Consider the following 14,581-nt stretch of genomic DNA (forward strand, 5'->3'; position numbering starts at 1 on the left):
TGAATAACAACGTTCATTGGAATTTATAATACGGTTAGTGTTAGAAAAGGTTTAGTCTAATATTAGTGATATTATAATATCATTGTTCTGGATCATGCCCTTATATCATGGAAATCTATTACATATGTTAAGATAAACCTATCATAATTTTTACCTGGGAGAATTTAAAATGAACAACCAAGCTTATTTTTATGAATTTCTAAAACCAATATCAAAAGAACTAGCCTACGTGGCCCGAGAGCTGGAAAACAGCATTTTCACAAGCCCCCGAATGATGCTGACCCATGCCAGGGTATTCGTGGAAAATATTTTGCAGCAGGTGATGCGTGTTGAAGGTCTGCAGGAAGATAAAAGAATCACTTTAATCGAACGAATCGATATTTTAGATGACAATGGCTATTTAACACCAGAAATTCGGGATGCCCTGCACCACGTTCGTAAAATTGGAAATCAGGCGGCTCATGATACAAGGGTATTCCGTTATTCTGAAGCCCTGCTATCATGGGAAGCGGTATATAAAATCGTGAAATGGTATGTTGAGGTATATGGACCGGTAGATTTTGAAGTTCCGGAGTACCAGGACCCATCACCAAAATCCACAGAATCCTATGAAATTAGTGAAATCGAATCGCGGCTAAAAATGCTTGAAAATGTACTCGTTTCATCTGAAGAGAAGGACGAGACCAGGGAAGCAGAGGAGGAAACAGCGGTTGCCACAGAGGTCATTTACGATCAGGTAGAGCCACCAGGGTATACGACCATTCGCACCCTCACCTTTAGTGATGATCAAGTGGATGTCCCCTATTTTCTAAGGGATGTATTCCTCTTACCGCAACGATTTGATAAATCTGAACGGTTTCTGATCCGGCTTGGTGCCGAACAGCAGGCAAGAATCATGAGTGAACTGCCGAATAATATTGAAGGCCTGTCCTCCCACGTCAAACGGTATAATGAGAAAAACGAAGAACAATTTTTCAATGAACTAAAAGGATTTATTGAAGAAGAAAAGGTACGGAGGCAACTGCTGCTGGAACGGCCAGGTGAGCTATTCATCTTCTATAAAACGGATTATATAGTGATCACGGACGAGCTGTCCAAAATACCACTGACAGCGGAAAACTTCACAGGAATTCCGAACCTCTTAAGACAGCTAAAAGAGGACCAGATTGAAACCGTTGGCCAGCTGCCGAAAGAGATTGTCATTCTGGCTAAGTATGAGCATGTGGGTATCGGGACTGTGGAGAAGTTGTTTGAGCAGGTTAAAGAGAAGCAAGGATAGGCCAAGGGAAGGAATATTTTTTCAACTTTCAATTTAAATATACCATCGAGATGAACACACTAGGTTTTTGGTGTGTTTTTTATTACTCAGTAGGAAATTCCATCTGTGATGAATGTTAATCTAGGAGTGCATCCTTTTTTGAAACCCTTCGTCTTCTTATGTGAAAGGAATATAAGAAGGCAGGAGGTTTTATTTTATCATGGCAAATCATGAAACGAACTTATTAGAAACGCTAACGGAACCTACAGAAGAAAAACACAATAAACTTATCATTGATTTTATGTATATCGATTTGGAGGTTTGCTCTCGTTGTAAAGGAACAGAAGCGAACCTAAATAAAGCCATTAACGAAGTGACGCCTATGCTAAACACAGTAGGCTACGATATACTAGTCAATCGTGTTTTGGTTGGCAGTGAAGAACAAGCTATTTCTTTGCATTTTGACCTTTCTCCTACCATTCGAATTAATGGAACTGATATTCAACCGGCCTCAAAGGAAAGTAACTGTGGCTCTTGTAACACGATTACGGGCATAGATGTTGATTGTCGGGTCTGGGTGTATAAAGGAAAAGAGTATACAGAAGCACCTAAAGGGATAATTATGGACGCTATACTAGCAGAAGTATATGGACAATCCTCAGCATCAAATGAAGGTAAAGGGGAAAATTTTGTGCTGTCTGGAAACTTGAAAAACTTCTTTGATCAAAAGGAGAAACAACGTTCTAAAGACGATAATATGTGTTGTTCCTCGGATCAATGTTGTTAGTATTTTTCCTTAAGATTATGGGTTAGGACTATTCCTCAATCGGGCGCAGTTATTTCACTAACCCTAAAATCAACTCTTTATAGATATCAAAAAATGCAAAGTTGTAATCTTTGTATACATATTCATCTGTTTTGTGTGCCATTTTTGTTTCGCCAGGGCCAAACATCATGACTGGGAAGCTTTCATCTTATCCTTGTAATAAGTTTGATGCATCCGTCACCCTGGCGAACCTTTAACAGAAATCTCTAAGTCTAAGTGTTTTTTACCAAGTCTTCCTTAGCAAGGTCAACCATGTCAGACTGTCCTGAAGTGAAAGCACTTGGTAATGACATGGTCATTTCAACATCAATATTAGAGCCTTCTTTATTGTATTTGTTAGCTGTTGTATTGAATAAGTCAATCACTTTATCGTTATCAAATTCTGGAATAGTCCGTACGTTTATTTCAGCTACTGCTTTTTCAGGAACTGAGTTTATTTGGTTCCCTGCATTAAAAATAGTTGTACTCATAACCAATTGATCCAGCTTATTTGTGTGAACGATCTATATTTGGTAAGTAAAAATGTATGCAATGGCATTGTGTATAACACTGGTCAGTCCTGCTTCCTATTAGTGACAGGCACCTGATTGACCGACATGGTCATCTGTGCTACAGTTATATTGACCACAGCGGTCACATCATTGATGAAAGGAGCTTATAACCATTAACGCGAGTTTTAATAAATTAAAAACGGAGAAGAAAAATCTTATTATTAATGCTGCTATAAAGGAATTTGTCCGAAATGGTTTTGAAAAAGCATCAACAAATGAAATTGTAAAAGAGGCAAAAATATCTAAGGGCTCATTATTTAATTATTTTCATAGCAAGAAAGATCTTTATATATATTTGATCGAATACGGGATTCAAGTTATCGAATATCTATATGAACAAATTGATCTAAATGAAACGGATTTATTTAAAAGAATCGAAAATATTGGACTGCAGAAATTCCATATCCACAGAAAATTTCCTCACGTATTTGACTTCCTCGCTTCTTCTATCAAAGAGGAGTCCGCTGAAGTAAAAGATATAATCAGGAACAAAGTAGATCCAATCTATGAACAGGGAACAGAGATCATCTATAAAAATATTGATTATTCCAAGTTCCGCGAAGATATTGATGTCGAAAAGGCCATTGAAATCCTGAATTGGACCATGTTTGGATTTGGGGAGAAAGCCCTTCAGCAAATCAACAGCTTTGAAGATATTGATGAATTTGGAAATCTGTATTTTAAAGAATGGGAGAGATATTCTGAAATACTGAAGGCTAGTTTTTACAAATGAAGTAAAGCAGGAGTTTCGTGGGAATGAATAGTGGGCGTCAAATTTAGAAAAAGGGTACAATTTGTCAGGAATTTAAAGCATATCTTTTAAATGGAAAATTCCATTAATGAGATACATAGTTTCAAAAGGGGAGTGTCCGTATCATGACTGAAATTGTAAATATTCAAGGTTTACAAAAAAAGTTCGGTAAATTTCAGGCACTTAGTGATGTGAACTTCACGGTAAATGCTGGTGAAGTTGTTGGTTTTATTGGTCCCAATGGGGCGGGTAAATCTACAACGCTTCGAATTCTATTAGGGATTATCCAGCGAGATGCCGGTAGTGCAGAAATATTTGGTAAAGACGTTTGGAAAGACAGCCTTGAAATTCATAAACGCATTTCTTATGTCCCAGGAGATGTCTCGTTGTGGGGAAATCTGACAGGCGGTGAAATTATTGATTTATTCTTGAAATTACATGGTGGGGGAGATAAGCAAAAACGAGATTATTTAATCAAACGCTTTGAATTGGATCCAAAGAAAAAAGCAAAAGGGTATTCGAAAGGAAATCGCCAAAAGGTCGGTTTAATCGCAGCACTAGCCGCTGATTCTGATTTATACATCCTGGATGAACCAACTTCTGGTCTTGATCCTTTAATGGAGGCTATCTTTCAAGAAGAAGTAGAAAAACTTAAGGAAAAAGGAAAATCCATTTTGCTATCCTCTCATATTTTGAGTGAAGTTGAACGATTGGCAGATAAGGTTGTCATTATCCGACAAGGTGAGATTGTGGAAACAGGGACCCTCGATGAACTGCGTCACTTGACACGCTCTACTGTAACTTTAACGACAGAAGGTGATGTGGCTGAAATGGCTGGTATCAATGGTGTATTTGATTTCAAACAAAAAGATAATCAAGCAACATTCTCCGTGGATTCTCAACACCTTGATGATGTTTTAGTCAAAGCAAGTGAATTAGGGGTCAAGAAATTTGAATCCGTGCCACCGACTCTTGAGGATTTATTCATGCGGCATTATGAAGGATAAACGGTTTGAAGGGAGGGTGAAAGATGAAGGAAAAGTTTGCACGCTGGAATACATTGTTCCTGCTCTATTTAAAACGAGACTGGAAAAAAATTATAATTTGGGTATTAGGACTTGGCTTGTTTTCAGCTGCTTATGTTCCGGCCTTTGAAGAAATAGCAAAAGGCCAAGGGTTGCTGGGCATGTACGAAACACTGCAAAATCCTGCTATGACCGCTATGGTAGGTCCTACGCCCATTGAAACAGCAAGTGACTTTACTTTAGGAGCCATGTATGCACATGAGATGTTACTCTTCTGTAGCTTATTTGCGATGATAATTGCTGTTTTACATGTGGTTAGTCATACTCGTAAAGAAGAGGACCTTGGATTGACTGAACTTGTTCGCTCATTTCAGGTAGGCCGCCAAGCAAATTCTCTTGCTGCAATGATAGAGATCGTTTTTATTAACATTTTATTAGCACTTGTTATAAGTGGAGTTATGATTAGCTTTGGTGCTGATACGATTACTGTTGAAGGTTCTCTTTTATTCGGAGCTTCAATCGGAATGGCCGGTATTCTCGGTGCTGTGATTGCTCTGGTTATGGCCCAAATTATGTCTGCTTCATCCGGGGCAACAGGGTCAGCGCTTGGAATGATAGGACTGCTTTATATTATTCGTGCAGGGACAGATGTCTCTAATGTAGATTTATCCATGTTTAATCCTTTAGGCTGGACATATTTAACCTATCCTTTTACAGAAAATAATTGGATTCCACTGCTATTTGCCTTCATTTTTAGTATCATTATGATGGTGATTGCTTTTAGCCTTGAAGGAGCTCGTGATATGGGGGCTGGTTATCTTCCTGAAAGAGAAGGAAGAGATCGTGCAAAGAAATCCTTGCTGTCTATCCGTGGTTTATTTATCAAAATTAACAAAGGCGTGATGATCAGCTGGTTTATTGCTTTTGTTATTATGGGGGCTGCCTATGGTTCCATTTTTGGAGATATGCAGACCTTCCTTGCAAGTAATGACATAATGAAGGAAATGTTTACTCATTCAGGTGTTACCATTGAAGAATCATTTACAGGCACCATTATGATGGTCATGATAGGCTTGGTTTCAATTTTACCGATTGTCATTGTAAATAAACTTTTCTCTGAAGAAAACCAACAGCGCTTAAGTCAGATTTTTGCTACAAAAGTTACCCGCAGTCAACTTTATTGGATCAATTTGGGTTTAGCTATTTTTTCAGGTGTAGCAGGAACTTTATTAGCCGTAGTTGGCCTTGGGGGTACGGCTATTGCGTCCATGGGCGACCAATTAACAATGGATATCTTTGATTTTCTTGCTGCTGGTTTTAACTTGTTCCCATCCGTATTATTCTTTACTGGTTTGGCAGCTTTGGCACTTGGTTGGGCACCGAAACTGGGGAAAGTGGTGTATATATATCTAGCCTATTCCTTTCTATTAAACTACTTTGGTAATATATTAGACTTATCTGAATGGTTTTCCAAAACAGCCATTCAAAGCTGGTTCCCCCGAATTCCAATTGAAGATTTTGATGCAACAGTTTTCATAACCATAACGGTGATTAGCATCGTTTTCTTGATTATTGGTTATTTTGGTTATCATAGACGGGATATGCTTGAATAGGAGAGAAACAACCCCAAATGCAACTGCCAAAAATAAAAGTAACATATTAGAAGGAACAACGATGACGCTAATGATGTCCTTAGGATGTTATTAGCGTTTTTTATTTCTGATACTTTATTAAACATCTAGTTCCATAAAATCCACTTCATCGCTTTATCTATTACTCATTCTTGAATAAGCTTATCCGAATAATAGCGAACGAACAATATCGATTGGTAAGCACTACTCTCAGGGACAGAAGTTCAGCGATAAACTGACCTAAAACGATTGGTTAGTATTTACGGCGATAGAAAAATAAATAAATGAATTGAATGAATGGGACTCCTGCTACCATGATAGCTATAGCGTCTCTAAATTGATCATAGGTTAAGTGGTAGAAACTATTGATGAAATAAATAATTGTCCACCCAATCAAAACATATGTAAAAGTTCTTGAACGAGATTTGTAGAGAATCATCTTACCTCTTTCGTCATGGCCTTCCTTTAACATAAAGCGTTGTTCATATTGATAAAGTATCCACACTAATGTGACAACGGCCAACCATTTAATCATCTAAAAACTCCTCTTCTGAATGATATTGAAATACGTCATTAATATCTTTGTCAAATAAATGAGCAATCTGAAAGGCAAGCATTAAAGATGGACTGTATTTATTGGCTTCAATTGAAATTACTGTTTGTCTGCTAATTCCCAGTAGTGTAGCAACTTTCTTTTGAGACCAACCTTTTTCAGCACGAAGTACATTTAATCGGTTTGTTAAAGATCCTTTACGATTCATTCATATCACTCCAAAAACAGTGTAAAATAATTCTTACTAAATGTCAAAAAAACATTACATATATTGAAGAAGGTTTGAATCACGAATAAGGATTTGTGGCCTTTTTGCTAAAAAACTAATTAGAATGAGATTTTTATCGCAGTAATGGTTTGGGCAGTAATTATAAAGGTGGAAAACGAATGATAATGTTTAGAATTTGGTGTGGAGGTTAATTTTGCACTGATTAAAATTTGATTGTGCTAAAATGAGGAATAGTACTTTCGTAGAGGAGACATTGGAATGACTTGGAGAAATCTGAAAAACCGATATTTCATGGTTAATTGCTTCTTACTTTATTATTAGCGCAATTTTTACGCCATTAATTGGTAAATTGAGTGATATTTATGGGAGATTAAGAAAGAAAACTGGTCTTTTAGTTTAACGACTTATTTCGACATAAAACGGGTGGTGACAGGCACCTAAAAAAAGATGAAACTTTTATTCCATTAAACCGTAGATATTTATAGGTAAAAAGATAGGAGTCGATGATTTTTGTATAAATTTCTAACAATCGTCATTCGAATAGCTATTGCAATTCCGGCGATGATTACCGTATGGCTGATTAGCTATTTCTTATTCGATCTTTCCTTCCTGAGCTCATCAGGAGTATCATTGATCGGAGCGGCTTTGACATATGGGATTCTATCCGGCGCAATTTATTTCCGTTCGCTTAAAAAGAATCAGTTGACGATGAAAGAGTACCGATATATTCGTAAGCAGTTAACCGAAGCCAAACATAAAATCCGCCGAATGCATAAAACGCTGTTATCGATTCGCCAAATGTCCTTTTTTAAAGAGATGTTTGATTTATTACGATCCATTAGAAAAATCTATCAAGTGACGAAAAAGGAGCCCAGGCGGTTCTATCAGGGAAATCAGTTTTATTTTTCCCATTTGGATTCGGCCGTTGAACTAACAGAAAAATATGCATTTCTCTATTCGCAGCCTAAGAAGAGCAGTGAGATGGAGCAGGTGCTTGATGAAACCCGTGCGGCTATAAAAGACATAAAAACCGCCATCGAAAATGACCTGTATCATATTCTTTCAGATGATATTGAGGAGCTTAACTTTGAAGTAGACTACACGAAGTACACGACAAATCCAAAAAAAGAAAGGCTGGATTTTGATGGACAACAAAAATGAAACCATTCATAAAGATGATGGAATTTTAATGGACGAGCTGTTGGCCAATCCGTTTGGAGAGGATGAAGGGTCGGACACTGAAATAAAAGAAGAGGGAGAAGGGTCCAAGAAGCTTGTTGATGTACTGCCGGCAGAGGATAAAGAGAAGGCGCAAACCCTCGCGACGCAAATTGATGCCAAGGATCATGAGGCTATTATTTCCTATGGCACGCAGGCACAGTCGAAATTGCTGGATTTTTCCCATTCGATGCTTGAGCATGTCCAGAAGAAGGATATGGGTGAGGTTGGCCAGGTTATCAGTGATTTAATGAAGAAATTTAATGAGATGGACCCGGATGATTTAAGGCCGGAAAAGCAAAACGTGATCAAACGGATTTTCGGGAAGCTGCGCGGCTCAGTGCAGGAGATTGTATCGAAATACCAAAAAACCGGCGCACAGATTGACCGGATTAGTGTGAAACTGGAGAAAAATAAGGATGGGCTTTTATCCGATATCGCTATGCTGGAAAAGCTGTATGAACATAATAAGGAGTATTTTAAAGGGCTGAATGTCTATATCGCAGCAGGCGAACTCAAGCTTGAGGAAATCCGTGAAAAGGAAATTCCTGCTCTCAGAAAAGCAGCGGAATCTACTGATGATCAAATGAAGTATCAGGAAGTAAATGATCTTATACAATTTGCAGAGCGCCTGGAGAAGCGTATTCATGACTTGAAGTTAAGTCGGCAAATCACGATTCAGAGTGCACCGCAAATAAGATTGATCCAAAATACAAACCAGGTGTTAGTGGAAAAAATTCAATCCTCGATTTTAACGGCCATCCCATTATGGAAAAATCAAATCGCGATTGCACTTACGATGTTCCGGCAGAAAAATGCCGTTGAAGCTCAGAAGCAGGTGTCCAAAACAACGAATGATCTATTATTGAAAAATTCTGAGATGTTAAAGACCAACACGGTTGAGACAGCCAAGTTGAATGAGCAGGGGCTTGTCGACATTGATACGTTAAAGCAGACAAAGGATAATTTAGTTTCTACACTTGAAGAAGTATTAGAAATCCAGGACGATGGGCGCCGTAAACGACTGGAAGCAGAACAGGAAATTGGCACGATGGAACAGGAGCTGAAACAGAAGCTGTTGCACTTAAAAGATGGAGAGGAATAAGGCTTTTTCATGAAATAACAAGAAACAATATAAGAGCCTGTCTGTTTAAATGGCTGCCCTCCCATTTTATTGATTCTTGGAGTTAAAGGTTTGCGCGGAGTTTTAACAAAGTTTGATAAATTGGTAGGCATGGACATTAAAGCATTGTTTTTTTGGTGTTTTAACCTCTTATGTAGGTGAACCCCTGTTTGTCTGGGCAGGGTATTATATTTTAACTGGATGGCATTATTTATATTCTTTGCCGATTTATGCAATTATCTTTTTATTTGCAGACTGGCTGACGAAGAGGGAAGCATTTTCAGATGCAAGCGGTAAATAGGAAATTTATAAAAGACAAAATTATTTCAAACGGTATACCAATCAATATTTGATTTGGTATACTTTTTTAATGAGTTTGTAAAATTGCCTAAGTAAGCCGTGCACATCTCCGTTCATTCGACAAAATTCGGGTGGTGACAGGCACCATCCCAAAGAAGGTGCTTTGCAGTGAAATCAAATATTTTCGATAAGATTTATTATGGTTGGTTCATCGTTTTTATCGGTGCTTTAGGGGTCTTTTTCTCAGGACCCGGACAAACGTATTCAAATTCGGCCTTTATTGATCAGTACATAGTAGATTTTGGCTGGTCCCGTTCTGAGGTTTCAGGGATGTATTCGGCTGCAACTTTAGTGGCGGGGTTTATGATGATGTTTGTGGGTAAGTTTATTGACCGGCTTGGTCCACGTATTATGATGGTGACAATCGGTTCTCTTTTTTCATTGGCATTATTTTGGAATAGTATGGTTTCGAGTCTATGGATGCTTGTGATTGGCTTTTTCCTGATTCGTTTACTTGGTCAGGGAAGTATGACACTGATTCCGAACACACTTGTAGCCCAATGGTTTGTTCAGAGAAGGGGCTTTGCGTTTAGTATTATGACGCTCGGCAGTTTCATCAGTGCAACTGTGTTTCCAATCATAAATACCTGGCTAATTAATACATGGGATTGGCGTTTTGCCTGGCAGTTCTGGGGAATCTTGTTGCTCGTTGTTTTCGTGCCGTTTGCTTTATTTGGCGTACGGAACAAGCCTGAGGATATCGGCCTGGAACCAGATGGATTTGCAGGGAACAAGCGTAAAAAAACGAAACCTGTTCTTGGGGCCACAAATATAAATGCTGATACGGAAGACTGGACGTTAAAAGAAGCCCGAAAAACGAGAACATTTTGGGCCATTTTGATTTGTATTGGAATTCCAGCGATGGTGAATACAGGGATCACGTTCCATATTATTTCAATTTTTGGCTCCAACGATTTATCACCGACCCTGGCGGCAACAGTTCTCAGTTTAATGGCCGCAGTCGGCATTCCTATGTCATTTGTTTCAGGCTATATTACAGACAGGGTGCCAACGAATTACCTGCTTGTTGTTATTTTCATTGTTGAGATGGTCTTATTAACCATGCTCTTGTTTACGACGAATATCTTCCTGGCAATTCTATTCGGAGTGATATGGGGTATTGCCAATGGCCTTGAGCGAATCACCATTAAGGTTATCTGGCCAAACTTTTTTGGGCGGAAATATATTGGAAGTATCAGTGGGGTCGGGGTAACCATGACGGTAATTGGATCTTCACTCGGACCGCTTCCATTTGGCGTAGGTTATGATTTATTCCACAGTTATACGCCAGTGATTCTCGTGACGATGATATTCCCTGTAATCGGTATAATTTGCGGCTTGATTGCAAAGAAACCAAATAAGGCACAGATAGAGGTATAGAGATTAGATAGGTATTGTATGAGTGATGAAAGGCTTTTTTCTGAGTGTATGGACTGTTGTTCTGCATTTGGAAGGGAGTCTTTTTTATTTTTTCCTTAAGACAATGGGATTTATTCAATGAGCTAATGAAGGCCAATAATCCCCAATAACATATGAAAACAGTCCTTCATACCCCGCTAAACCACTAAAACCCAGGAGGAGACATCAACCCGAGATTTTTCGACAAAACTCGGGTGGTGACAGGCACCTTTGGAGGTGCGACACCTATCTGGTGATTCTCCGCATGCCCTCTGATATGAGGTCGACGAGCAGGACGAGAATGAGATAGCAGAATAGGAATAGGGTGACTTCGGTATAGTGGAACCAGCTCATGCTTAGCTTAAATTGATGGCCTAAGCCACCGGCACCTACGAATCCGACAACAACTGTGGTCCGAATGATAACCTCCCAGCGATAGACGATATACGTGATAAACTTGGAAAAGACGGTCGGAAAAAGTCCATATAAAAAAATTTGAGACTTTTTGGCCCCGGAAGATGCCAAGCTTCGTATAGGTCGTAAATCAATGTCTTCTATGGTTTCCGCACACAGCTTGCCAAGGATTCCAAAATTGTGTAAGGCAAGAGCAATCGCACCAGGCAGGATCCCCGGTTTGAAAATAAAGATAATCATCATCGCCCATATCAATTCGGGAATGGCTCTTGAGAAAATATAAAAAACGCGAATGATGCCATAAATGATCCAGCCATACCAGGTCTTCTTAAGGGTCAACGTTCCATTTGCGGCTGTTCTGGCTGCAGGAATCACAGTGAGAATCATCCCAATGGTTGCAAATCCAACGGCCATAATACTCATAACTAAAGTATCAAAGGATAGCTTAGCTGCCGTTTTCCAACTTTCCAAGCTTGTGAACGCAGGGGTTTCGGCATTCACACCCAACATATTTTGCAGAAACTCAAGAGTGTATTGTCGATTTTTTTCCGAAAAAAGTCCAAAGAAATCCGCGCCTTCAACGGTAAAAATAAAAGACCAGGAAGCAACCATAAGCAATAAAGCGACAAAAAAGGAGCCACGGACAAATCCTATTTTAAATTTTCTATGTTTCATGCGACCAGCCTCTTTCGTACCATCTGGCTCCAAACGTCAACAATAACGACAATTCCAATTAAAAAGAACAGAAACGTCCAGACTTCATCATATTTTAAATCCTGCAAAGACAGCTGAATTTGAAATCCAAGTCCGCCAAGACCAACAAAGCTCATGATGGCAGAGGAGCGGATGGCACATTCAAATCTGTAAAAAACATAGCTCATCAAATCAGGGGCTGCAAAAGGAATATATCCATAGATCAGTTGCTGCATTCTCGTTGCACCACTTGACCGTAACGCATTCAATGGCTGACTTGAAACTTCATTTAACATATCAGCAAAAATTCTTCCTAAAATTCCTCCATAGGGAATGGCAATGGCAAAAATAGCTGCAAAAGGAGTTAACCCGGATGCCGCAACAAAAAGCCAGGCCCAGACAAGTTCATGAATGGCGCGCATAAAGCCAAGTAAACCACGAAAAATACTTTTGGATAAAAAGCGGCCAATTCCTTTGTCAGACATTAAAATTCCTGAAGATAGCACACCTAAAACAACTCCCAGGATGAGAGCTAACGTCATCCCTGCCACTGCATATGCCAGTGTGCGCCAGGTTGAAACTAGAGCGAGCTGCAAAATCTCCGGAGATAAATCAGGCTGAAAAAGTCCCTGAATCATCTGTGCGAGTGTGGAAAGGCCTCCGGAGTGAAAGAGATTTTTACCCCAGTCAACGAAAAAAAGGCTCCCGATAAAAACCATGAGCATCACGAAGGTTAATATATTTTTTCTATGAAAGTGGAGGAGTTTTGTCTGCATGTTCGTTCAGCTCCGTTAATTGATAAAGATTCGTAAGGTCTGCATCTGACACTTCCGCCGCCCGCTGATCAAAATAGATTTTCCCTTCTCTAACTGCAATAATCCGGTCAAAATAGTTTCTCGCTAATTCAACAGAGTGAAGGCTTGTCACCAAGGTCTGTTTTTCTTCCTTTACGATTTGAATTAAAATATTAAGAACATCTTCAGCTCTGGCCGGATCCAGTGATGATACGGGTTCATCAGCTAAAATGATTTCAGGACGCTGAACGAGCAAGCGGGCCAAAGCAACACGCTGCTGTTCGCCTCCAGACAATTTGGAGGTTCGATCATACATTTTATCAGCTAATCCTACTCGTTGCAGTGCTTGAATGGCGATATCCTTCTCCTGTGGAAAGAAAAATGACCAAAATGACTTCCAAAATCCCCAGTCTGTGAAGCGACCCACAAGAACATTGTGTATGACAGGAAGGGAGCCCACTAAATCGAACTGCTGACGAATGATTCCTACTTTTTTGGCCAGCTCCTTGGGATTCCGGTATTCACTGGTTCTTTTTTCAGCGATTTTAATTGTTCCATTATCTGGTGTTTCAATGGTGGACAGCATATTAAGCAGTGTCGTTTTTCCAGCGCCACTTGGACCAATAATCGCCGTCACTTCTCCTTTTTTAATGCTTAAAGAAAGAGGAGATATGGCTTTCATCTCCCCGTAAGTCTTTTCTACGTTTTCCAATGTAAAAGCATCAGTTGATTCCATTTCTGTCACCTACTATTTAATAATCCCGAGACTTTTAGCAACGTCTTCAATGGCTTTATAGTTTTCGTTATTTGTTTCGATAAACTGATCGGTATGGAAAAGCTCCAGAATATCCTTTTGATCTTCTCCCATATTCAGCAGGGCATCCTGTACTTTCTGCTTCGTTCCCTCGCCAAAGTTGTCATTGACGTTGTTAATCGTCCAGTTATAGTCATAATAAGCGGGCGTGGTGTAAAATACGTCGACCTTATCTGTATCGACTTTTCCTTCTTCAACGGCACTCTGCCAAACGAGTTCATTTAATGCACCGGTTTCAAATGACCCTGCTTCCACGAGCTGGTATGTGGCATCGTGTGAACCGGAATAATTCGGCTCGCTCGCAAAATCTTTTTCAGGGTTGATTCCTGCCTCTGTCAGAAAATGCCGGGGCATTAAGTGACCGGATGTAGAGCTTTCACTTCCGAATGTAAAGCTTTTTCCCTTTAGTTCCTTCAGGCTTTCAACCTCCAGCCCTGCTTGTTTAATAAAAACAGAATGAAACTCTTTATCACTCGGCCTCTGTGCAATGGCTTCAGCACCTTCCACCTGACTTCTGGCCTGCACCCCTGTTAAACCGCCAAACCATCCGAGCTGAATTTCTCCGCGATTAAAGGCCGTAACAAGTGCCGCATAATCCTGTGAAGGAACATATTCCACATTTAATCCCGTTTGTTCACTTAAATAGGTAGCAAAATCATTAAAGCGTCGATTTAAATCTGAAACATCCTGGTCTGGAATCGCACCTATTTTAAATGTTTTGTCGTTGGTGTTGTCTCCATTTGAGGAATCTGCCTCGTTATCCGTATCCCCACAAGCTGATAATAAGACAGCAAACAGGGTGATTAACAATAGAATAATGACTTTACGCATGTAAAAATCCTCCTTATAAGAAAAACTTATATGATGTAAAAAAGTATCTTATGTACAGTAATTAACATTATAAAGTTTATTTTTAAATTCGTGAAGTCATTAATTCATATTC

General features: G+C 39.4%; 15 protein-coding genes and 1 pseudogene. 9 read left to right on the plus strand and 7 right to left on the minus strand.

Annotated features, from left to right (window positions below):
* The first annotated feature begins 169 nt into the window (after positions 1–169).
* Together ACZ5OK_RS03385 and ACZ5OK_RS03390 are read left to right on the plus strand one after the other, a co-directional pair.
* Complete coding sequence (locus ACZ5OK_RS03385) at positions 170–1,279, plus strand: DUF4145 domain-containing protein (RefSeq protein WP_343839182.1); 1,110 nt, start codon at positions 170–172, stop codon at positions 1,277–1,279.
* Positions 1,280–1,478: 199 nt separating this feature from the next.
* Complete coding sequence (locus ACZ5OK_RS03390; protein WP_343839184.1) at positions 1,479–2,045, plus strand: DUF2703 domain-containing protein; 567 nt, start codon at positions 1,479–1,481, stop codon at positions 2,043–2,045.
* 251 nt (positions 2,046–2,296) lie between these two features.
* Here the strand turns inward: ACZ5OK_RS03390 and ACZ5OK_RS03395 are convergent, their stop codons facing one another.
* Positions 2,297–2,554, minus strand: coding sequence for a peptidase dimerization domain-containing protein (locus ACZ5OK_RS03395; RefSeq protein ID WP_343839186.1), 258 nt, complete (start codon positions 2,552–2,554; stop codon positions 2,297–2,299).
* A gap of 241 nt (positions 2,555–2,795) precedes the next feature.
* Here ACZ5OK_RS03395 and ACZ5OK_RS03400 point away from each other — a divergent pair.
* From ACZ5OK_RS03400 to ACZ5OK_RS03415, 4 genes and pseudogenes are all read left to right on the plus strand, one after another.
* Positions 2,796–2,915 (plus strand): annotated as a pseudogene (locus ACZ5OK_RS03400) (TetR/AcrR family transcriptional regulator); the annotation flags it as partial.
* Positions 2,916–2,930: 15 nt separating this feature from the next.
* Positions 2,931–3,368, plus strand: coding sequence for a hypothetical protein (locus ACZ5OK_RS03405; RefSeq protein ID WP_343839188.1), 438 nt, complete (start codon positions 2,931–2,933; stop codon positions 3,366–3,368).
* 143 nt (positions 3,369–3,511) lie between these two features.
* Entirely contained in the window at positions 3,512–4,393 is an 882-nt protein-coding gene (locus ACZ5OK_RS03410; RefSeq protein WP_343839190.1) for an ABC transporter ATP-binding protein, read from the plus strand.
* A gap of 23 nt (positions 4,394–4,416) precedes the next feature.
* On the plus strand, positions 4,417–6,024 hold the full coding sequence (locus ACZ5OK_RS03415) for an ABC transporter permease (protein WP_343839192.1): 1,608 nt from the start codon (positions 4,417–4,419) through the stop codon (positions 6,022–6,024).
* Positions 6,025–6,295: 271 nt separating this feature from the next.
* Here the strand turns inward: ACZ5OK_RS03415 and ACZ5OK_RS03420 are convergent, their stop codons facing one another.
* Positions 6,296–6,577: a hypothetical protein gene (locus ACZ5OK_RS03420; RefSeq protein WP_343839194.1), complete on the minus strand. Its 282-nt coding sequence runs from the start codon at positions 6,575–6,577 to the stop codon at positions 6,296–6,298.
* Positions 6,570–6,803, minus strand: coding sequence for a helix-turn-helix transcriptional regulator (locus tag ACZ5OK_RS03425; protein ID WP_343839196.1), 234 nt, complete (start codon positions 6,801–6,803; stop codon positions 6,570–6,572). The genes ACZ5OK_RS03420 and ACZ5OK_RS03425 overlap by 8 nt, the downstream gene beginning before the upstream one ends.
* 531 nt (positions 6,804–7,334) lie before the next feature.
* On the opposite strand from ACZ5OK_RS03425, the gene ACZ5OK_RS03430 reads away from it, so the two are divergent.
* From ACZ5OK_RS03430 to ACZ5OK_RS03440, 3 genes are all read left to right on the plus strand, one after another.
* The gene (locus tag ACZ5OK_RS03430) at positions 7,335–7,985 is read left to right on the plus strand and encodes a 5-bromo-4-chloroindolyl phosphate hydrolysis family protein (RefSeq protein WP_343839198.1); all 651 of its coding nucleotides are present in this window, start codon (positions 7,335–7,337) and stop codon (positions 7,983–7,985) included.
* Positions 7,969–9,147, plus strand: a complete 1,179-nt coding sequence (locus ACZ5OK_RS03435) for a toxic anion resistance protein (protein WP_343839200.1) — start codon at positions 7,969–7,971, stop codon at positions 9,145–9,147. The genes ACZ5OK_RS03430 and ACZ5OK_RS03435 overlap by 17 nt, the downstream gene beginning before the upstream one ends.
* Before the next feature lie 486 nt (positions 9,148–9,633).
* A complete protein-coding gene (locus ACZ5OK_RS03440) occupies positions 9,634–10,905 on the plus strand; it encodes an MFS transporter (protein WP_343839202.1) in 1,272 nt (423 codons plus the stop codon).
* A gap of 264 nt (positions 10,906–11,169) precedes the next feature.
* Here ACZ5OK_RS03440 and ACZ5OK_RS03445 read toward each other — a convergent pair whose 3' ends face one another.
* From ACZ5OK_RS03445 to ACZ5OK_RS03460, 4 genes are read right to left on the minus strand one after another with little or no spacing between them, the layout of a single operon-like run.
* Positions 11,170–12,012, minus strand: a complete 843-nt coding sequence (locus ACZ5OK_RS03445) for a PhnE/PtxC family ABC transporter permease (protein ID WP_343839204.1) — start codon at positions 12,010–12,012, stop codon at positions 11,170–11,172.
* Positions 12,009–12,806 (minus strand): PhnE/PtxC family ABC transporter permease, encoded by a 798-nt coding sequence (locus ACZ5OK_RS03450; protein WP_464758420.1) that lies wholly within the window; start codon positions 12,804–12,806, stop codon positions 12,009–12,011. Before ACZ5OK_RS03450 ends, ACZ5OK_RS03445 begins: the two co-directional genes overlap by 4 nt.
* Positions 12,778–13,560, minus strand: coding sequence for a phosphonate ABC transporter ATP-binding protein (locus ACZ5OK_RS03455; RefSeq protein WP_343839208.1), 783 nt, complete (start codon positions 13,558–13,560; stop codon positions 12,778–12,780). Before ACZ5OK_RS03455 ends, ACZ5OK_RS03450 begins: the two co-directional genes overlap by 29 nt.
* Before the next feature lie 12 nt (positions 13,561–13,572).
* Positions 13,573–14,469, minus strand: coding sequence for a putative selenate ABC transporter substrate-binding protein (locus ACZ5OK_RS03460; protein ID WP_343839210.1), 897 nt, complete (start codon positions 14,467–14,469; stop codon positions 13,573–13,575).
* Positions 14,470–14,581 lie beyond the last annotated feature (112 nt).

This window comes from Salinibacillus aidingensis (genome assembly GCF_055393355.1).